General features: G+C 70.1%; 15 protein-coding genes. 8 read left to right on the top strand and 7 right to left on the bottom strand.

Translation table 11 applies throughout. The features are described 5' to 3' along the window. Positions 1-70 precede the first annotated feature (70 nt). The gene (locus tag ACUZ2Y_RS25705; RefSeq protein ID WP_476323538.1) at positions 71-1,189 is read left to right on the top strand and encodes a hypothetical protein; all 1,119 of its coding nucleotides are present in this window, start codon (positions 71-73) and stop codon (positions 1,187-1,189) included. Between the two features lie 213 nt (positions 1,190-1,402). Continuing rightward, positions 1,403-3,778, top strand: coding sequence for an immune inhibitor A domain-containing protein (locus ACUZ2Y_RS25700; RefSeq protein ID WP_476323535.1), 2,376 nt, complete (start codon positions 1,403-1,405; stop codon positions 3,776-3,778). A gap of 60 nt (positions 3,779-3,838) precedes the next feature. Here ACUZ2Y_RS25700 and ACUZ2Y_RS25695 read toward each other — a convergent pair whose 3' ends face one another. From ACUZ2Y_RS25695 to dinB, 3 genes are all read right to left on the bottom strand, one after another. Beyond that, complete coding sequence (locus tag ACUZ2Y_RS25695) at positions 3,839-4,267, bottom strand: type II toxin-antitoxin system VapC family toxin (protein ID WP_476323532.1); 429 nt, start codon at positions 4,265-4,267, stop codon at positions 3,839-3,841. Beyond that, complete coding sequence (locus ACUZ2Y_RS25690; RefSeq protein ID WP_476323529.1) at positions 4,264-4,518, bottom strand: type II toxin-antitoxin system Phd/YefM family antitoxin; 255 nt, start codon at positions 4,516-4,518, stop codon at positions 4,264-4,266. Before ACUZ2Y_RS25690 ends, ACUZ2Y_RS25695 begins: the two co-directional genes overlap by 4 nt. A gap of 74 nt (positions 4,519-4,592) precedes the next feature. Further along, the gene (dinB, locus tag ACUZ2Y_RS25685; RefSeq protein ID WP_476323526.1) at positions 4,593-5,789 is read right to left on the bottom strand and encodes a DNA polymerase IV; all 1,197 of its coding nucleotides are present in this window, start codon (positions 5,787-5,789) and stop codon (positions 4,593-4,595) included. 73 nt (positions 5,790-5,862) lie between these two features. Between dinB and ACUZ2Y_RS25680 the strand changes: the two genes are divergently transcribed. Further along, positions 5,863-6,606 (top strand): hypothetical protein, encoded by a 744-nt coding sequence (locus tag ACUZ2Y_RS25680; protein ID WP_476323523.1) that lies wholly within the window; start codon positions 5,863-5,865, stop codon positions 6,604-6,606. 4 nt (positions 6,607-6,610) lie between these two features. Here the strand turns inward: ACUZ2Y_RS25680 and ACUZ2Y_RS25675 are convergent, their stop codons facing one another. Beyond that, positions 6,611-7,849, bottom strand: a complete 1,239-nt coding sequence (locus ACUZ2Y_RS25675; protein ID WP_476323520.1) for an RNA polymerase sigma factor — start codon at positions 7,847-7,849, stop codon at positions 6,611-6,613. A 43-nt stretch (positions 7,850-7,892) separates the two neighbouring features. Continuing rightward, positions 7,893-8,234 carry a YciI family protein gene (locus ACUZ2Y_RS25670; RefSeq protein WP_476323517.1) on the bottom strand — a complete coding sequence of 114 codons (342 nt, stop codon included), beginning with the start codon at positions 8,232-8,234 and terminating at the stop codon, positions 7,893-7,895. 137 nt (positions 8,235-8,371) lie between these two features. Here ACUZ2Y_RS25670 and ACUZ2Y_RS25665 point away from each other — a divergent pair, with 137 nt between their 5' ends. After that, on the top strand, positions 8,372-8,812 hold the full coding sequence (locus ACUZ2Y_RS25665; RefSeq protein WP_476323514.1) for a GNAT family N-acetyltransferase: 441 nt from the start codon (positions 8,372-8,374) through the stop codon (positions 8,810-8,812). Between the two features lie 26 nt (positions 8,813-8,838). Then, entirely contained in the window at positions 8,839-9,189 is a 351-nt protein-coding gene (locus ACUZ2Y_RS25660; RefSeq protein WP_476323511.1) for a RidA family protein, read from the top strand. A gap of 272 nt (positions 9,190-9,461) precedes the next feature. Here the strand turns inward: ACUZ2Y_RS25660 and ACUZ2Y_RS25655 are convergent, their stop codons facing one another. Continuing rightward, a complete protein-coding gene (locus ACUZ2Y_RS25655; protein WP_476332070.1) occupies positions 9,462-12,443 on the bottom strand; it encodes a glycine--tRNA ligase in 2,982 nt (993 codons plus the stop codon). 59 nt (positions 12,444-12,502) lie between these two features. On the opposite strand from ACUZ2Y_RS25655, the gene ACUZ2Y_RS25650 reads away from it, so the two are divergent. Next, positions 12,503-13,252, top strand: coding sequence for a thioesterase II family protein (locus ACUZ2Y_RS25650; RefSeq protein WP_476323508.1), 750 nt, complete (start codon positions 12,503-12,505; stop codon positions 13,250-13,252). A 278-nt stretch (positions 13,253-13,530) separates the two neighbouring features. On the opposite strand, the gene ACUZ2Y_RS25645 is transcribed toward ACUZ2Y_RS25650, so the two are convergent. After that, the gene (locus tag ACUZ2Y_RS25645; RefSeq protein WP_476323505.1) at positions 13,531-16,326 is read right to left on the bottom strand and encodes a helix-turn-helix transcriptional regulator; all 2,796 of its coding nucleotides are present in this window, start codon (positions 16,324-16,326) and stop codon (positions 13,531-13,533) included. Between the two features lie 574 nt (positions 16,327-16,900). Between ACUZ2Y_RS25645 and ACUZ2Y_RS25640 the strand changes: the two genes are divergently transcribed. After that, a complete protein-coding gene (locus ACUZ2Y_RS25640; RefSeq protein ID WP_476323502.1) occupies positions 16,901-19,069 on the top strand; it encodes a CHAT domain-containing protein in 2,169 nt (722 codons plus the stop codon). 2 nt (positions 19,070-19,071) lie between these two features. Then, positions 19,072-20,544, top strand: a complete 1,473-nt coding sequence (locus ACUZ2Y_RS25635; RefSeq protein ID WP_476323499.1) for an alpha/beta hydrolase — start codon at positions 19,072-19,074, stop codon at positions 20,542-20,544. The last annotated feature ends 162 nt before the right edge of the window (positions 20,545-20,706 follow it).

The following is a 20,706-nucleotide window of genomic DNA, read 5'->3' as shown; positions in this document are numbered from 1 at the left end:
GGCGCTCCCCTTCCCCGCCACCATCTCATGATCGCTTGATTCACCGACGGAAAACGGGATACTGCTGGACATGGGCGGACGCGCGGCACGACTCGTGGTGATCTCGGCTTTGCTCCTCGGGGGATGCTCGTCGCCCGCTTCTTCGACGCCGACGGTCATGTTCACCAAGGTCGACCTGCCCGCCGCGCCGGTTGCGCTCACCGTGGACGGCGACGCCCTGGTGATCGGCGTACGCCGGGACGGGCAGGCGACCACTCCCGGCCTGCTGCGCCGCGCCGGGGACGGCACGCTCACCGAGATCCCCGTGCGCGGGGTCAGCCCCTACGGCCTGCTCGCGACCTGGAAGTCGATCGACGTCGACGCGGGCCGGATCGTGGCGGTCGGCGGCGAGCGCGGCGGCGCGCACGGCAACGTGCGGTGGAGCGTGTGGGATGGGTCCGCGTCCGGGGTCGTCGAGAAGCCGCAGGGTTTCAGCACTTTCGGCGGCTACGGTGCGGGCGACCTGACCGCGGCCGTGATCACGCCGGTCGGACCGGCCCTCGTCGGCTCGTGGAACAGCGAACAGGTCGGGCTCGACGTCGCGACGTGGACGGCCGATGGCGACACGTGGACGCGGCGGAGTTCGGCCGGGACGGCCCTGGAAAGCACCGAGGCCGCGCTGGGCTTCCCGATGGCGGCTTCCGCGCTGGACCAAGGTGTTGTGGTCGCGGGCTGGCAGCTCGCCGACGACCGGCTGACGCCGGTGGCGTGGCGCTCGGCCTCGGGCGTCGCCGGGTGGACGAAGACCGCGCTGCCCGACACCGGATCCACGGGGAGCGCGATCTCCTTGGCGTGTCAGGGAAGCACCTGCGCGGCGGCGGGCCAGGTCGACGGAAAGCTCGCGGTCTGGCGGCTGATCGACGGGACGTGGACGCGGCTGCCGGGCGTTCTCCCGATCGCGGTCGGCGACAAAGACCCGCTGCCCGCGCCGGTGGAGATCGACCTGCGCGTGGTCCAGGTCGTGTCCGACGGCGGACAGGTCAAGATCGCCCGGGCGGACGGCGCGGACTGGACCGTGCTGGCCACCGAGGGCCCGACCGGCATGGTGACCGCCGCGACAATCATCGGCGACACCCTGTTCGTGCTGGCGGGCCCGGACGCCGAGCACCAGAGCCTGTGGCGGGTCGACGGCGGCAAGATCATCCGCTAGCCGTCCGAATACTCCGCCGTTTGCCGACGAATTCATTCCGACATTCGTCCTACGCTATTCGGCCTATCAGTGCGTGCTATAGCCGATTGATATGGCCGAAACGTCGGCATGTATTCAATTCGTGATAACCGACTCATGCGTTCTCGCCTACGTTGCGACTCTACCTATCGCCACCGGAAACCTATCTCCACCGAAGTCACCACAGGAGGACGCGTGCGTCGCAGAATGGTCGTCGCGATCGCGGCGGTCGCGGGTATCAGCTTCTTACCGGGGATGTCGGCGAACGCGGCGCCCGCGCCCGCCGCCGCGCCGCAAGGGGGCGTCGAGAACGCGCCCGACGAGCTGGTCTCGCCCGCCGAGAACAAGCGCAGGCAGATGCGCCAGGACGGACTCGCCAGGGTCCTAAAGGGCGAGGCCAAGGCCGAGAAGCGCGGCGCCAGCACCGTCGTGAAGCTCAGCGACGGCACCGGCTCGCGGACCGCCCAGGCCACGCCCGCACAGTACGTGGAGCTGGCCCGGGAGAAGACCGACAAGATCTTCGTCGTGCTCGCCGAATTCGGCGACGAGCGGCACCCCGATTTCCCCGACCGCGATACCGACCCAGCCACCCCGGGTCCCGCGCGGTTCGACGGTCCCCGGCACAACGAGATCGCGCAGCCCAACCGGGCCGTGGACAACAAGACGATCTGGCAGCCGAACTACGGCCGTGAGCACTACCAGGACCTGTACTTCTCCAACGCCCCCGGCGTCGAATCGGTGAAGACGTTCTACGAGCGGCAGTCCTCGGGCCGCTACTCGGTCGAGGGCACCGTCACCGACTGGGTCAAGGTCAAGTACAACGAGGCCCGCTACGGCCGGTCCAACGGATTCCCGTGCGGCGGCCGAATCTGCGGCAACAGCTGGAACCTGGTCTCCGACTCGGTGACCCAGTGGGTCGCCGACCGGCAGGCCGCCGGTGCGACCACCGAGCAGATCCGCACCGAGCTCGCCGAGTTCGACACGTGGGACCGCTACGACCACGACCACGACGGCGACTTCAACGAGCGCGACGGCTACATCGACCACTTCCAGATCGTGCACGCGGGCGGCGACCAGTCCGACGCGGACCCCGCCCAGGGCGAGGACGCGATCTGGGCGCACCGCTGGTACGCCTTCTTCAGCACCACCGCCGGTCCCGCGGGCAACCCCCTGGGCGGCGCGCAGATCGGTGACACCGGCCTGTGGGTCGGCGACTACACGATGCAGCCGGAGAACGGCGGCCTCGGCGTGTTCGCGCACGAGTACGGCCACGACCTGGGCCTACCGGACCACTACGACACGGTCGGCCCCGGCGGCGGCAAGGAGAACGGCGTCAACTGGTGGTCGCTGATGGGGCAGAGCCGCGTCTCGGCGGGCGACGAGCCCATCGGCTTGCGCGCCAACGACCTCTCGGCGTGGGACAAGATGCAGCTCGGCTGGCTGGACTACGAGACCGTCGTGGCGGGCCAGGACACCAAGCTCAAGCTCGGCCCGCACGCGTACAACACCGATGACGCGCAGGGTCTGGTCGTCGTGCTGCCGGACAAGGAGAAGACCACGCTGCTGGGCACCCCGACCGAGGGCACCCACATGTGGTGGAGCGAGCGCGGCGACAACCTGTCGAACACGCTGACCCGCACGGTCGACCTGACCGGCAAGTCAGCCGCGGAGCTCAAGCTCAAGGCGCTCTACGACATCGAGGACTGCGACTGCGACTTCCTCTACGTCGAGGGTTCGGTCGACGGCGGCGCCACCTGGACCGCGCTCGACGGTGTGGCCGACGGCAAGCCGTTCACCCGCAGCGCGGTCGGCCAGCCCGCCATCACCAACGTCACCGGCGGGCGCTGGGTCGACGTGTCGGTGCCGCTGGACTCCCTGGCGGGCAAGAACGCCCAGCTGCGGTTCCGCTACCAGACCGACGGCGGCCTGATCATGGACGGCTTCCGCGCCGACCAGATCTCCATCACCGCCGACGGCGCACCGATCTTCACCGACGGCGCGGAGGCAGGCGACAACGGCTGGACGGCTCAGGGTTTCCGGGTCACCACTGGCAAGGAGTCGAAGTTCTACGACAACTTCTACATCGCGACCTACCGGGCGTACACGTCGTACGACCGCTACCTGCAGGTCGGCCCGTACGACTACGGCCACCCCGACAAGCCCAACTGGGCGACCCGGTTCCCGTACCAGAACGGTCTGCTCGTGTCCTATTGGGACACTTCGCAGCTGGACAACAACACCAGCGCCCACCCCGGTGAGGGCCTGATGCTGATGGTCGACGCAAACCCGGACCCGATCTACAACCTGCAGGGCACCGCCTGGCGCCCCCGGGTCGCCGGGTACGACGCGCCGTTCTCGCTGCAGAAGTCGGACTCGTTCACCCTGTACGCGCAGGGCAAGCCGAGCTACGTGCGCGGCAAGGCGGCGCAGCCGCTGTTCGATGACCGACGCCCGTTCTGGTCGCCGCAGCAGCCGACCGCGGGCGTGAAGCTGCCCGCGGTGGGTGTGGGGATTCGGGTGCTGTCGCAGCAGGACAGCACGATGACCGTTCGGGTGTTCCCGACGAAGTAGGTTGCTTTCTCTCGAAACCGGGGTCCGCCTGTGTGGCGGGCCCCGGTTTCGTTTGCCGAGCTAGGGTCTGTTGACATCCGCTGTTGTCAGCCCAATCGACCCGCACGCCTCCAGCAACTTGCGATCACCGCTGGCCACCACTAGATCGCTGCCGTCAAGACGCTCGGCAGACGCGCAATGGAGGGCATCATAACCACGCAACGCGCACGACTGAGCGAGCTCAGCGGCCCGGCTCACGACATCTTCGTCGACCTCGACGAGGTCCATCTCCGCCCACAACCGCCGCAAGCCACGCAGCGCCGACTGATGGCTTCGAACGGTCAGCCGGTCGAGTCGCAACGCTTGGGCCAGAGCGGCAGCGGTCTCCACAAAAAGCAATCGACTGGTGACGACCGTGTCCGCCTCGTCCCACAGCCTGCCGCAGAATTCGCTGCTCGGCTCCGCGACCAACAACGGGACAAACGCTGACGTGTCGAAATAGACGATCAACGGCGCTGCTCTGCGACAAGGTCACTTACGAGACCGTCCGCGGGCACCGGATTCGGCGCCGCGCGCTTTGGACGCTTCGCGCGCTGCACCCTGCCTTCGGCGACGAGTCGCTCCAACGCCGTCGGAGCGCCCGCGGGCACGATTCGGGCGATCACCTGACCATGATCGGTCACAGTCACCGTGCCGCCGCCACGCACCACGGCCAGGTGTCGGCTCAACCCGTCGCGCAATGACCGCACGCCAACCTCCATGCCGACCTCCTGTAGCCACATCTACTGCCTCCAATGTAGCCACAAAGCGGGATTGGGTCCATTGCCGGGTCACCTCAATCGGGTAGTAGTGGCACCGAGATCCCCGGGTCCCGACCCAGCAGCACCGCCCTCGTCACCGCCACCGAGCCGAATCGGTCGCGTAAGCCGTCGATCGTCACGTCGAGTTCCGAGGTGTCCGAGGCTTCGAAGGAGAAGGCCAGTTGCACCGCGCTGTCCTTGCTCAAGTTGGCCAGCGTCAAGCCGACCAGGGTGATTCCCTGGTCGTCGATTATCGGCATCGCGGTGCGCAGCAGGGTTCTTGCCGCCGCCATGATCTGGGCGGTGTCGTCGGTCGCCTGGGCGAGAGTGTGTGAGCGGGTGGCTCGGGTGTAGTCGTCGAAACGCAGGCGCAGTGTCACTGTCCGGCAGACGCGTTTGCCGTCGCGGAGGCGTTTGGCCAGGCGGTCGGCTATGGCTACGACGGTGGCGTCGAGATCGGCGTGTGTCCTGGGTCTACGGCCGAGGGCGCGCTGGGAGCCGATCGACCGGCGGCGGACACCCACTCGGATGCGGCGGGGGTCGCGGTTGTGGGCCAAGGCATGCAGGTGTCGGCCGGAGGCGCGGCCGAGCATGGACATCAAAGCCGACTCCGACAAATCAGCCACCTCACCGACCGTGGTCAACCCCAGTTCGTGCAGTTTGCGGGCGGTCACCTTGCCCACGCCCCACAGCCGCTCGACCGGCAGCGGGTGCAGGAACGCCGGCTCACCCTCCGGCTCGACGACGAGCAGGCCGTCCGGCTTGGCCACCGCGCTCGCCACCTTGGCGAGGAACTTGGTGCGGGCGACGCCCACGGTGATCGGCAGGCCGACTCGGCGCAGGACCTCGGCGCGTAAGCGGGTAGCGATCTCGGTGGGGGTCCCGGCGATCCGCCAGAGGCCCGCGACATCGAGGAAGGCCTCGTCGATGGAGATGCCCTCGACCAGCGGCGTGGTGTCCCGGAAGACCTCGAACACCGCCTTGCTCGCCGCCGAGTACGCCGACATCCGCGGTGGGACCACGATCGCCCGCGGACAGAGCCGCCGCGCTTCGGCGCCGCCCATGGCGGTGCGGATGCCGAAGGCCTTCGCCTCGTAGCTGGCCGCCAGCACCACACCACCGCCGACGATCACCGGGCGGCCGCGCAGCCACGGCTTGTCACGCTGCTCGACCGACGCGTAGAACGCGTCCAGGTCGGCATGCAGGATCGTCGCGCGGCTCGACACGAACATATGTTCGCATGCCCGGCCGACAATCTCGAATAGATCACAGTCCACACACGCCTATTGCCGATAGGTTGGGGCGGTGTCATTCCCCGAATCCTCATCCGGGCGCCGGGCGACGCCGACGTTCCCGCCCCGGCCCCTCGATGACTCCCGCACCCCTTCGCTGATCCTGAGCGCACTGCCCGACGTGCTGCCGGAGTCGCTGCGCCGGGAGGAGCCGCCGCCCCCACCGCGTCGCACCGGTCCGAGCCGCGCCACGGCCGTCAAGATCGCCGCCGCCCTCGTCCTCGTCGCCGCCCTGGTCGGACTGGGTGTCTGGGCGCTGACCGACTCCGAGCCCGAGCCGCCCGCCCCGGTCGCCAAGCACGAGTTCACCTTCACCCGCGCGGCCCAGCCTGCCGCCGCCGTCCTCGACAGCGACTGCGCGGACCACGCCTACGGCCAGACCAAGCGCTTCCTGGCCACGACCGTCTGCCAGCAGCTGACCCGCGCCCTGTTCACCACGCCCCTGAGCGACGGCCGAGTCGCCTACAGTTCCGTCGCCGTCGTGCGCATGCGGTCCGACGCCGACGCCACGGCCCTGTTCGAGCTGGTGCGCAAGGACGAAACCGGCAGCGTCGCCGACATCGTGCGTGATCGCGCCGCCACGGCCCCTGGGCTCGACCGGCTCAGCAAGGGCGGGTTCGCCGCCGACAAGTACGAGAAGGACGTCGTGATCGTCGAGAGCGACTCCGCCACGAAGGACCCGGATCCCGAGGCGCACCGCAACGAGATGAAGCGGGTCAGCAAAGACGCGCTCCGGTTGGGCCGCGATCTGAAGTAGACGGTCAGCTGACTTCCGCCAGGCGGGCGGTGAGGAAGGCGCGTTCGGCGTCGTTGTCGGCCAGGGCGATGGCGGCCTGGTAGGCCTCCGCCGCCTCCGCATCGCGGCCGAGCCTGCGCAGGAGGTCCGCCTTGGTGGCGGGTAGGTAGCGGTAGCCCGCCAGCCTGCCGTCGCTTTCCAGCGCTTCGATCTCGGACAGTCCCACGGCCGGGCCGAGCACCATCGTGAGGGCGATCGCGCGGTTGAGGGCGACCACCGGTGACGGCCACACCTCCATCAGGGCGTCGTAGAGGGTGATGATCTGCGGCCAGTCCGTGTCCTCGTACCGCTGGGCGGTCGCGTGCAGGGCGGCGATGGCCGCCTGCAGCGCGAAACGGCCGGGGTGGCCGCCGCGGAGGGCGTCCAAAACCAGGCGGTGGCCTTCTTCGATGGCGCCCTGGTCCCAGGCGGTGCGGTCCTGTTCCTCCAGGAGCAGGAGGCGGCCCTCGGCGTCGGCGCGGGTCGCCTTGCGGGCGTCGGTGACCAGCAACAAGGCGAGCAGACCCCAAACCTCACGTTCGTCGGGCATCAAATCGCGGAGCATCTTGGCGAGGTCCAGGGCGCGGTGGATCAGATCGGCGCGGACCAACTGGTCACCCGAAGGCGCGGTGTATCCGGTGGTGAAAAGCAGGTGGATGACGGTGAGGACGGCGTCGAGGCGGTCGGGGAGTTCCTCGGCCGCGGGGACCCGGTAGGCGATGCGGGCGGCGGAGATCTTCTTCTTCGCCCGGGTCACGCGTGCGGCCATGGTGGCCTCGGAGACCAGAAACGCCTGGGCGATGTCGGCCGTGCTCACACCGCACACCAGGCGCAGGGTCAGCGCGATCTGCGCCTCACCCGACAGCGCCGGGTGGCAGCAGGTGAAGATCAACCGGAGCCGGTCGTCGGGTATGACGTCTCCGGTCGACTCAGCGGAATCGTTCACGTCGGCCTCGTCCGGTTCCACGAGCAGGGGAAGCTTCGAGCGGAACACGTTCTGCCTGCGCAACGCATCCAGGGCTGTGCGCTTGGCGACGGTCGTCAGCCAGGCGCCAGGGTTATCGGGGATGCCGTCGCGCTCCCAGACCCGCAACGCGGTGGCGTACGCCTCCTGCACGCATTCCTCGGCCAGGTCCATGTCCCGGGCGACGCGCGTCGTCGCGGCGAGCACGAAGGCCCACTCACGACGATGCGCGTCCGCCACCGCGCGTTCGATCTGGGTCATGCGGCGGAGGCTACCGGCTTGATCGTCCCCGATGGGGCGCCAGTCATTCCGCGGGCGGCTCGAAGATCGGCCGCACCTCGACGCCGCCGCCGGGCGTGGTCGGGACCAGCTTGGCGATCTCCAGGGCCTCGTCCAAGTCCTTGGCCTCCAACAGGAAGAAGCCGGCCAGCACCTCCTTGGACTCGATGAACGGCCCGTCGGTGATGGCGCCCCCGCGGACCGTGGTGGCGGTGGTGCTCGGCTGCAGGGCCTGCGGGTAGAGGATCTGGGTGCCGCGCTTCTCGATCTCCTTGTTGAACACCTCGTGCGCCGCCAGCTCGGCCTCGGTGATGTCCATCGGGTCGGCGGGCGCGGGCGAGTAGAGCAGGATCGCGTACTGAGCCATGTCGGGCTCCCCTTCTAGTTCTCTTGTTCTCGTACGGACGACGAACGGGCGAGGCGAGAATCGACAACTTCCCCACCAAGATTCTTACCCGAACCGCATGTCGCTCCAGGTCGCTAGGCCACCAACGAGCGTGCTGCGTGATAGCGGATCCGCTGTCATCGGCGTCATGGCCGCCACCGGACAAGCAGGTCGACCTGGGACGCGGGCCACGGCAGCCCGACCGGTGTCGCCAGGAGACCGGAGCGGGCTGGGCAGTGGTCGACGGTGGCGGGCTGGTCGGCCAAATCAGCCTGCGGAAACTGAACTTCGTCGACGGACTGGTGGAGACCTCGTACTGGGTGCTGCCCGCCGCCCGCGGCCGTCAGGTGGCCGCACGCGCGCTGACCGCGTTGACCACCTGGGTCTTCGACGAGGCGGGGTTCCACCGCGTCGAGGTGCACCACTCCGCCGCCAACCCGCCGTCGTGTCGGGTGGCGGAGCGGGCGGGGTTTCCGCTGGAGGGCGTCATGCGCAGGCAGGCGCTGCACACCGACGGCTGGCACGACATGCACCTGCACGCCCGCGTCAAAGACGACTGAGTCCCGGATCGCGTTGAATGGACGGCATGAGCGATGCCGTCTACTCAATGAGCCGGGTGGCCACTGGACCGACGCTGTACGTCGCGGGCCAAGTCCCGTCCACCGCGGACGGATCGGTACCCGAGTCGGCGGCGGAGCAGACCGGGGTGGTCCTGGGCAAGATCCACGCCATCCTCGCCGAGCACGGCGTGGACTGGGGCGCGGTCGTGAAGCTCACGTATTTCCTGCGGGACCTCGGTGATCTCGCCGTGGTCCGCGAGGTCCTTCGTGAAGTCATCCCGCACCCGCGCCCGGCCGCGACGCTGGTCGAGGTCAGCGGGCTGATCGACCCCAGGTATCGGGTCGAGATCGACGCGGTGGCCGATCTGGGCGCCTGACCCTCGCCCCAGGAACCTTGCGGAGCAACCCGGTGTTGAGCCCGCGCTGGGTGGTCGGACGCCCGTCCGACCGCCTCACGGCGGGTGTCGCCAGTGCCTCAGCACCACTTGGGCGCGCGGTACGAGGCGATGCCCTTAACGCGGTTCCGCCTCCCCGAAATCAACTCCGGTGGTCGCCGTGGGTTGGTGCCGTTCAGTTCGCTGGGTACCGGTGGCTGGGTTGCGTTCCGGTCCCCTTAGGTGCGGTTGGGAGGCGGGCGGCCAGCCCCCCGCTAGCTCTCCAGGCTGGTGGTTAGGGCCTGCCAGTCCAGGACGGGGGCGGCGAGGTCGCGGATCGAGGCGAGCAGGCCTAGGCGGGCCGCGCGTACAGCCGGGTCCTCCGCCATCACCAGGATCTCATCGAAGAACGTGTTCACCGGAGCCGTGAGCACCGACGCCGACTCCGCGAATCCGGCCAGGTCCGACCCCGCCGAGCGCGCCTTGACGAAGGCCTCGTGCAGGGCCAGCTCGGCCGGTTCGACCAGCGCCGCCGGGTCGTAGGACGACGTGGTGTCGGCCGGAACGATCCGACGGACGCGCTGCAGAGCCGCTGCCAGCGCGGTGAAGTCCGGGTCGGTGACGCGGGCCGACAGTTCGGTCAGGGTCTCGTCGGCGGCGGCCGGGGCGTGGGCCAGTGGGAGGACCGCGGCCACCAGGTCGTGGGCGTTGCCAGCGTCGAGCAGGTGCTGCTCGTAGCGCTTCACCACGAACTCGGCGACGTCGGCGAGGACCGCGTCGGAGACCTCGATGCCCTGGGCGCGAACCCGGTCCGCGGCGGCGGCGAGGCCCGCGGGGATGGTGATCGGGCGCAGGACCGGGTGCGCCCGCAGGATCGCCACGACACCCGCGGCCGCGCGGCGCAGGCCGAACGGGTCGGAGCTGCCGGTGGGCTTGGCGCCGATGGCGAACAGGCCCGCCAGCAGGTCGAAGCGGTCGGCGAGGGCCAGCAGCGCACCCGGAACCGTGGACGGGACCGCCCCGCCACCGCCGCGCGGGAGTTCCATGTCGAACAGGGCCTGGGCGACGGCTTCAGTCTCGCCGGAGCGGCGGGCGTACTCGCGGGCCATGGTGCCCGCCAGGCTGGTCAGCTCGATGACCATCTGCGAGCCGAGGTCGAACTTCGCCAGGGCCGCCGCCCGGGCCAGCGTCTCAGTGTCCTTTTCGGACAGATCGACACCGCGGGCCAGTTCCTGGGCCACGGCACCGATTCGCGAAGCGCGCTCGGCGACCGAGCCGAGCTTCTCCTCGAAGGCAAGCTTGGTGATCCCGACCTTCATCTTGTCGAGCGGGGTCTCCAGGTCGGCACGCCAGAAGAAGCTCGCGTCCTCGTAGCGGGCCCGCAGGACCGCCTCGTTGCCCGCGCGCACCTTGTCGTGGTCGCAGGAACCGTTGGCCACGGCCACGAAGTGCGGCAGCAGCTCACCGGAGGCGGCGCGCACCGGGAGGTAGCGCTGGTGCTTGCGCATGACCGTCGTGAGGATCTCGGCGGGCAGGTCGAGGTAGCGCTCCTCGAACGAGCCGAGCAGCGCGTTGGGCTCCTCGACCAGGTTGGTGATCTCGTCCAGCAGCGCCGACTCGCCGTCGATGTCGACGGAGCCGCCGACCGTCGCGGCGAGTTCCTGCGCGGCGGCGATGATCCGGGCGCGGCGCTCCGCCTGGTCGACCACGATGCCATGGGAGGCAAGGAAAGCCGGGTAGTCCGCGGCGGACGCCACGGCGACCTCGGCCTGCGCGGCCGTGCGGTGCACCCGGGTGGTCGAGCCCGCGACGAGCGAGGACGCGACCACCGGGACCGGCGTGTCGCCGAGGAGCGCGAGCAGCCAGCGGACCGGGCGGGTGAACGACAGCTTCGGGTCGTTCCAGCGCATGTTCTTGTCCGAGCGCAGCTCGGAGACGACCTCGCCGAGGATCCCGCTGAGCACCTCGACCGCGCCGCGGCCGGTGTCGGTCTTGGTGATGCCCACGTAGGTCACACCGTCGACGTCGACGCGCTGCAGCGTGGCCGGGTCGACGCCCTGGCCGCGGGCGAACCCGGCGGCGGCCTTGGTCGGGTTGCCGTCGGCGTCGAACGCCGCGGACTCGCGCGGGCCGCGCACGGTGCGCTCGGCGTCCGGCTCACGGTCGGACACGCCGTCGACGATCGCGACGACGCGGCGCGGGGTGGCGTAGGTGGTGATGTCGCCGTGCACGAGTCGGGTCGCGGCCAGCTTCTCGGTCAGCGCGCGGCGCACGGACTCCGCGGTGCGGGTGACCTCGTGCGGGGGCAGTTCCTCGGTGCCGATCTCGAACAGCAGCGTGTTGTCGCCACTGACGTCGGCGAACTCGGTCGGCGCGGGCGCCGCGGCGGGCACCTCGGCGGTGCCGAGCGGGTGTCCCAGCTCGGTGCGGCGCTCGGCCCACAGGGCGGCGACCTCGCGGGCCAGGCCACGCATCCGGGCGAACGCCTTCGCGCGCTCGGTGGTGCTGACCGCGCCGCGCGAGTCGAGGATGTTGAAGGTGTGCGAGCACTTGAGGACGTGCACGTGCGCGGGCACCGGCAGGCGGGCGTCGAGCAGCCTGCGGGCCTCGGCGGCGTACTCCTCGAAGAGCCTGCGCTGGCTCTCGACGTCGGCGTCGTCGAGGTAGAACCGGCTCATCTCGTACTCGGCCTGGCCGAACGCCTCGCCGTAGGAGATGCCCGGCGCGTAGGCGATGTTCGCGAAGTGGTCGACGCCCTGCAGCGCCATCATGATCCGCTCGACGCCGTAGGTGATCTCCACCGACACCGGGTCCAGCGTCATGCCCCCGGCCTGCTGGAAGTACGTGAACTGGGTGATCTCCAGGCCGTCGAGCCACACCTCCCAGCCCAGGCCCCACGCGCCGAGGGCGGGCGAGGCCCAGTTGTCCTCGACGAAGCGGACGTCGTGCCCGGCCACGTCGATACCGAGCGCCGCGAGGCTGCCCAGGTAGAGCTCCTGGGGGTTGCCCGGGTCGGGCTTGAGGATGACCTGGAACTGGGTGTGCTGCTGCAGGCGGTTCGGGTTCTCCCCGTAGCGCGCGTCGTCGGGCCGGACACTGGGCTCGACGTAGGCCACCCGCCACGGCTCCGGACCCAGGACCCGCAGCACCGTCGCCGGGTTCAGCGTCCCCGCACCGACCTCGGTGTTGAATGGCTGCACCACCATGGCGCCGCGCTCGGTCCAGTACTTGGTCAAGGCGATCAACGCGTCCTGCATGGTCAGCACAGTGGTACCTCATCTACAAGCCTGGCGGGGATGCGGGCAGTCTAGTTGGTATGCCGTTACCGACTGACAACCTGTGGGTCCGCAGATTCCATCCAGCCCCCGCCGCGACCCACCAGCTGGTCTGCCTGCCGCACGCGGGCGGGTCCGCGAGCTACTACTTTCCGGTGTCCAAAGCCCTCTCCCCGGACGTCGACGTGCTGGCCGTGCAGTACCCGGGACGGCAGGACCGGGCCGCGGAACCCCTGGTCGACTCGGTGCACGAGCTGGCCGACCGGCTGGCCGACGTGATCGCGCCCTGGGCGGACCGGCCGCTGACGCTGTTCGGGCACAGCATGGGGGCGGCGGTGGCATTCGAGCTGGCGTCGCGGCTTCAGGAACGTGGGATCACCGCTCACCGGCTGTTCGCCTCCGGCAGGCGCGCTCCGTCGATCACGCGCGAAGACGAGCGGGTCCATCAGGCGGATGACGCTGGGGTGATTTTGGCGATGAAGCGGCTCGGCGGGGTCGATACCGCGCTGCTTGACGAGCCTGAGTTGGTGGAGCTGATTCTGCCTTCGGTTCGGAATGACTTTCGTGCGGTGGAGACTTATCTGGCCCGTCCCGTTCCCCCGCTCGATACGCTGATTGTGGCTTTGACTGGGGATGACGATCCGACTACGTCGGTCGAGGAGGCTCGGGGGTGGGCTTCACATACGACTGTGGGATTTTCTTTGGCGGTTTATTCTGGGGGACATTTCTTCCTTAATGAGCACATGGGGGCGGTGGTTTCTCGCATCCGGTCTGAGCTGGGCGTTTCGTAGCCTGCGACTTTGCCGGGTGATCCGCCGGCTTTGACTCGTGGTGCCTGTTTGGGTGGTTCGCCTTGATTTGGGGATCCCGGAAATGGACCTGCGCGGGTAAAGCGGGCAGGATAGGGAAACTGCACCGCGCCGCGAAAGTTCAGGTCCATTTCACCCAAATCAAGGCGAACCACCCAAACAGGCCGTCGGGATCGGCCCGTTGCTATTTGTGGGTGGCAGGGATCGAACTGAAGCTGGATTTAATTGGGGCCGGTGGGGTGGTGGGTGCGGGTGCGTTCCTAGCGGTCGTCCTGGGTTTGCAGCTGCCTTGGCAGGCCTGCCGGCAGATCTGTTCGGCGGGTGACCTTCAGCTTCTTGTAGACCCTGGTCAGGTGCTGTTCCACGGTGCTCACCGTGATGTACAGCTTTCCGCCGATCTCACGGTTGGTGTGTCCCAGCGCGGCCAGTACCGCGACCCGACGCTCGGCTTCGCTCAGGACGTCCAGGCTGGGGCGGTCCGGTTCCGGCATTCGGTGTGGTTCGTCGTTCGTGCGGCCCGGTAGCAGGGAGCGGCTCAAGGGTTCCGCCTGGCAACGCTTGGCCATCTGTAAGGCGCGGCGGGCGACCGCCCTGGCCTTCTCGGCCGCTCCGACCTCGCTGTGGGCGTGGCTCAGGTCGGTGAGGGCTCTGGCCAGCTCGAAGCGGTCGCCGCCGAGGTGGAGGGAGTCCACGGCTTCGGCCAAGACCGACACGCGGTGGGCGGGGTCGACGGTGGCGGCCAGCACCCGCAGGGCGATGCCCCTGGTGCGGGGGCCCCGGCAGCCTGGGAGGGCGAGGTGTTCGGTCATGAGACCGCGTGCCGCCTCCCGGTTGCCGAGGGCGACCAAAGCCTGGGCCGCGCCCGCGCGCCACGGGACGAGGGTGGGGAGGTCGATCGACCAGGCCCGCAGCAGCTCGCCTGCCCGTTGGAACTCGCCGAGTGCGGCATGGGGGCGGTCGGTGGCCAGATAGTGCAGACCCCGCGCGTAGAGGTAGTGGACGCCGAACTGGGTTTCGAAGACCGGGGCGGGGACCGGCTGCCGCAGGAGGTCGGCGGCGTGCTGGTGGTCGCCCATGGCGGTGGCGGCGCTGACGCGGGTCGCCAGGAGCGAGCCGATGGCGACGCCCCAGCTCTGTGCCGACAAGCCCTCCGTGGCGATCCGGCCGTACCTCGCGGCGGCGGGGAGATCGCCCTGGCGCAGGGCGATCTCGCCGCGCACGCCGTTAAGCACAGCCTGCCAGGTGACCGAACGGCGTCTGGTCGCCTCGGTCAGCAGGGACGCGCACCAGGTGGCGGCGCGGTCGACGCGGTCGGCGTGGATCAAGGCGGCGAGGGCCGACACCTGGGCGCCGAAGGCCTGCTCGCCGAGGCGGCAGCTGCGGAGGATGTGCTCGGCGTCGGTGGCCGTGCGCGCGTCGGACTCGCCTGCCCTGATCCGGTCGAGCAGGGTGCCCGCGCGGCTCCACGGGTCGTTGCGGCCGGACGGCTTCGGGAGCACCTTGATCCGGGCGCTCGCCACCGGGTTGACAAACGACAGCCAGCCGACGACGAGACCGATGTGGCCGGACTTGGGCTTCTCACCCGCCGCGACCGACGCGGCCAGACCCGCGAGCGTGCCCGCGAGGTCCTCGGTGTGGCCGGACCAGAACAGGTGCTTGGCCAGGTGCACGGCGTTGTGGTCGGCCAGCGTGCCCCGGGCCCGGGCGTCGAGCAGCGGGGTGAGGTGGCGCAGGGCGGCGGTCGGGTTGGACCGCCACTCGATGCGCAGCAGCTGGGTGACGATGTCGGCGTGCTCGGTCTCGTCGGCGCAGCAGCGGGCGGCGAGGTCGAGCCGGGCGACCGCCAGGTCCAGCCGGTCGGCGACGATGGCCTCGCGGGCCGCGTGGCGCAGGACGCTGACCGCCCAACTCCCGTCGGGTTGGTCGGCGGCGACGAGGTGGTCGGCCACCTGGGTCTCCGATGCGCCCTCTCGGTGCAGCAGCCGGGCCACCCGCAGGTGCCGGGCGGCGCGGTCGGCGGGGGCCAGCCCACGCAGGACAGCCCCGCGGGCCACCGGGTGGCGGAACCGGCCGCCGTCGAGCAGCCCGGCGGTCTCCAGCACGTCGAGGACGTGGGCGGCGGCGTCCGCGCCCATGTCCAGCAGCTTGCCGACCATGGCGGGTGTTCCGGCGTCCCCGAGCAGCGCGAGCCCGCGCGCGACTTCGAGCATCGCCGGTTCCCAGCGGTGCAGGCAGGCAATGACGGCCTGGTCGTAGGCCTGGCCGACGGCCATCTCCTTCTCCCGGCCCGCCCCGGACCGCACCTCCGCGCGGTAGTCCTCGATCAGGGCGTGCGCGAGCAGCGGGTTGCCGCCGCTCAGCGCGTGGTGCACGGGGGCCAGCGCCCGGGCGGTGACCGGGTCGAGCTCGGCGCGGATCAGTTCCTCGACACCGCGTTTCGACAGCGCCGCGAGCCGCAGGTGCGTGGTGTTGGGCTGGCGGGTCACCTCGGCGCGGAACACCGCGCGGGCGGGCCGGGGCAGCGCCCACTCGGTCAGGACGATCATGACGCGGGCGAAGCGCATCCGGCGCAGCACGTAGAGCAGGGCCTGCAGAGACGGGGCGTCGGCGAACTGGACGTCGTCGACGGCGACGACGACGGGCTGCCGCCTGCCCGCCTCCGTCAACGCGGCACAGAGGCCCTCCAGGACCACCGCGCGGGATCGGCCGATCGAGACCGGGTCGGACTTCACCGCGGAAGGGTCAGCCGTGGCCGCCGCGATGTCGTCGCCCGCGAGCAGGCAGGCGACGGTCGCGGCCACGGCCTCGGGTAAAGCGGGACCGTTGAATAACTGCTTCAGGACACCGAACGGCAGGCTGTGCTCGGCTCGCGAACCGGTGGCGGTCAGCACGGTCGCGCCCTTGCCCCTGGCGTGTTCGGCGAAGGTGTGGAGAAGTTCGGTCTTGCCGCTGGCAACCCCGCCGCTGATTAGCGCGACCTGCCCCCGGTCGCGTGCGCACTCGGCGAACAGCCGATTCAGCGTTTTCAGTTCCTCATTGCGTTCGACCAGCGCCATCCGTCGCCCTCCCCTGCGAGGGACGCGGCCGGGCGGCCCGCGCAAGAGCCCAGTCGCGTCACTCATCGTGACCATATTTTGCCGTTGCCCCACGGTCGACCCTGAATCTAACGGCATTTCCGTGCATTGTGGAAGGTTCGCCAAGTGAAGCCTGGAACAATGCGAGGTCCAGCGCCCGCGCCGGGTTCACGGTGACCCGTTCGGCCCATCGGACTGGACCCGAAGCGGGACAACACCCAGCCAGGTTCGCGGGTCGGCAAGGGCTTTCGCCGAGAGATCGACACCGCCGAAGGACCAGTGTCCGACTACTCCACATCGGAACGACCGTTGGCCAGTTTCCAACAGCAAACATCAAGACGAGATCAAGTCCGGTGTGGACACGGTTGCTGCATCCGGCTCAATGGGACACCGAGTGGCCTATCGGGCACCGCCGATGACCCTTCCGTGTCACCAAATCACTGACTGTGTGTGACCGGCGGCGGTGCACGATTCGTCAATTCGGGGGCACACCCGAGGGGCCATTGAGGTCACGCGACTGACTACGTTGACGACTAACGGTGCGGGAGGGTTCGTGATGCGGCAATCGGAGCGGCAGCAGCTGATCATCGCGCTGGCTACGCCGGGGCGGCACGCCGACGCGGTCGCATTGCTGCGTTCCCTGCCCAGGCCCGGCCTGCGAGTCGGGTGGCGGGCCAAACGGCTGCGCAAAGCCGTCGCCGACGCGCTGGCCCGGAATGTCCCGGCCTGGTCGGTCATGAGGATGCTCAACCGCCACGACACCGATGTGGTCGTGGCCGCGATGGCGCCGCTGGTCGCCGATGGCCCCGACCCTGACCGCGCCGCAGACCTCCTGTTCACGGCGCTGACAGGGAAGGAGAGCGCGGCCCTTCCCAACCAGCAGCGAGACCCCCACGGCGGTTTCTGGCAGGAAGATCCCCACGACCCGCTGACCGGGCGGCCACAGCCGGACATCCCGCCGTTTGGCACGGGGCAGCAGATCGGGGAAACCCCGGTCCAGGGACGGCCGAACCGAGATCTCACCCCGGGTGGCAATGGCGATGAGGGAACGGGCGCGTGGCGGCCACCGTGGCTCGAACAACCCGCGAAACCCCACCCCGGCGAAACCGTCACGCCCGGCAACCCGCCCGACGACTTCGAACCGTTCGAGGACTTCTCCCAGGGACCCCCGAGCGCCCGCGAGGTGTGGCCCACGCTGGAGTGTCCGGCGTCGGTCGACATCGACGAACAGTTCGACCTCACCGTCGGCATCGGCCCGAAACAGGACATGGCGCTGCTCGGCACCGGGCCGATCTCCCTGCCGGACAAGCTGGTGCGGCTGGAGATCGCGCTGATGTACGACCCGACCGCGTTCGCCCCGGTCGGCTGGTCGAACCCGGTCATCCTGACGGTCGGCGCCGAGAACCCGTATCCGGTGGTCACCCTGCGGATGACCGCGCTGCGCGGGGAGAGCCTGCGGTCCCGCCGCGATATCGGCGCGTCGTACTACGTCGACGGCGGTCTGCGCGGATACGCCTCACGCGCCATCGAGGTCACCGGGACGCCGTCGGGCACCGTCCCGCTCTTCGGCGGCGCGATGCTCGACATCGGCCCGCTGCTCAAGCACGAGGCGCCGGACCTGGTCGTCGTGGTGGAGCGCGGCGAGGACGTGCGCGGCCAGACCCTGTTGTGGAGCACCAGAAGCTCGGTTCCCGGGGTGGCCTCCGCGCCGGGTCCGTACCGCAGCGAGATCGGCGAGGACCCGGCGGCGTTCGCGCGCCGGGTGCGGCTCGACGTCGGCGCGTTCGGCGGCGACGCGCGCGGCAGCACCCTCAAGCTGATCGGCGTCGGCCGAGCCATCGCCGACCACATCCCCGACGAGGTCTGCGCGGCGCTGAACGCGGCGGGCGCGGCGCGCTACCCGGACCCCGCCACCGTGCTGCTGCTCAGCTCCGAGCCGCACGTGCCGTGGGAGCTGGCGGTGCTCGACCCGCCGCCCGCCGTCGGCAGCCCGTTCCTCGGGGCGCGCATGGCGATCGGACGCTGGGTGCTCGCCCGGAAGCGGCCGCGGCCGACCCCGCCGACGGAGGTCCGCGCCGACCGGCACATCGTGGTCACCGCCCGGTACGAGGGCGTGCCCGGGTGGGCACGGCTGCCGCACGCCGAAGCCGAGGCCGAGCGGCTGCGCCTGACCTACCCGCCCGCGGTGGAGGTCCAGCCGCTGCACTCGGCGGTGCTCGACTGCCTGGAAGCCGGGCCGGACGGCGGCGTCCTGCATTTCGCGCTGCACGGTAAGTACGACCCCGAGAACGCCCAGGACGGCCTGGTCCTGTTGGCACCATCGGAGGCTAATCCGGACCGGCTGGTTCCCCGGTTCCTGCAGCCGGACCAGGTCTCCGCGATGGCGTTCAGCTCCGCGCCCTTCGTCTTCCTCAACGCCTGCCAAGTCGGGGCCGCGGGTGAGGTGCTCGGCGACTATTCGGGGCTGGCGAAGGCTTTCCTGGCAGCGGGTGCGGCGGGCGTCGTCGCTCCACTGTGGAATGTCAACGACGAGGCGGCCAGCGCGCTGGCCGACGCATTCTACCGGGACGCCTATGGCCCGCAGGCGTTGGCACCCGCGGAGATCCTGCGCCGGTCCCGCGCCGAGGTCTCCCGTGACCACTACCCGACCTGGCCCGCGACCACGCTGGCCTACCAGTTCTTCGGACACCCGCGGCTGCGGCTGCGGCGCGATCAAGGGGCATGACCATGGCTGAACCGCTGCGGCCGGACGGAACCGAAGTGCGGGTGGGCGACGTCGTCGTCGTCTCGCCGGGACTCACCGGACAGGTCGAAGTGCTGCTGCCGGGCACCGACGGCATGCGCGGCGCGGAGGACGCGCGCCTCGCGCTGCTGCGCGCGTTGGCGCGCTGCGACTTCACCGAGCAGCTCTCGGTGCGGGTGATCGACCCGGTGGAGGTCCCGGAGCTCGCGTCCGGTGCGAGCCGGTCGACCAGCCTCGGCGAGCCTGCGATCAGCGTCGAGGTCCCCGGGCCCGGGTCCGGCCTCGGGCAGGTCGTGCTCGCCGCGGACGAGGAAGGCGCGCTGAGCTGGCACCTGCCCGATGACGTGCCGCCCGACGAGGTGCCCAGCCGCGGCGGCGACCGGCGCACGTACACCTTCCGCCGGGCCGTCGCGCCGCCCGCGGATCCCGGTGGTTCCCGCGGGCTGATCGGGGCGGTCGGGTCGAAGTTGTTGAAGGTCCTGGTGTTCCCGCTCATCGACCCCGTGCTGGGCAAGGTCGGCGATCACTTCGCCGGGCGGTGGGAGCAGAAGAACCGGGGCGTGCGGCTGCGGGACTTCGTCGACCACCGGGTCGCGGAAGCAGGTCAGGTCGACTGGCAGGCCCTCGGCGCCGGTCCCGCGCTGCTGTTCGTGCACGGGACCGCGAGCCAGAGCCACACCGGATTCCACGGTGTGGCACCGGAAACGCTGGGCGTGATCTCGGCCCGCTACGGCGGGCGCGTGTTCGCCTACGACCACCACACGCTTTCCGTCGACCCGGTCGCGAACGCGCGCTGGCTGGTCGAGCAGATCCCGGCCGGGGCCGGGCTGACCGTCGACATCGTGGCGCACTCCCGCGGCGGACTGGTCGCGCGCGCACTGTGCGAACTGGCCGACGAGGTCGGCCTGACCGCGGACCGGATGACGGTGCGCACCCTGGTCATGGTCGCCACGCCCAACGCGGGCACCCCGCTGTGCTCCCCGGCGAACATCATCGCCTGGCTCGACCGGATGACCAACCTGCTGCAATGGGTGCCGGACAACGGTCTCACCGACGCGCTGGACATTGTCCTGACGGTCGCCAAGCAGGTCGCGGTCGGCGCGTTCCGCGGTCTCGAAGGCCTGATGGCGATGGACCCGAAGGGGCAGTTCCTGGTGGAGCGCCTCAACAAGCAGGCCACGCACTCGGTGACCTACCGGGCGGTGGCGTCCAACTACGAGCCGATCAAGGGCTCCGGACTGCTGCGCAGCGCGCGCAACGCCTCGACCGACGTGGTGTTCGGGCGCGTGCCCAACGACCTGGTGGTGCCCACCGAAGGCGTGTACGCGGCCAACGGCGCGAGCGCGTTCCCGATCGCGGAGCCACAGGTGTTCGAGGCGGCCGACGGCATCGACCACAGCGGCTTCTGGCCGGACCAGCGGCTGGTCGCCGCGTTCGACCGCTGGCTCGTGGGTTAGCGGGGCTAGTCCCAAGGCCGCTCAGTTAGGCGGTTTGAGGTCTCGTCAAGGGGCCGCTGATCATGAGACAGCGGAGCCCCGGTAGACAGGTTTGTCCTCGCGAGACAACCACTACCAAGGGGCTCCGCTGCCTGCCCAGTCTGTCATCACCCGCACGATCAC

Source organism: Actinokineospora sp. UV203, from assembly GCF_056323665.1.
Note: the sequence above shows the minus strand (reverse complement) of the source record. Positions and strands in the feature narration are given on the sequence as shown.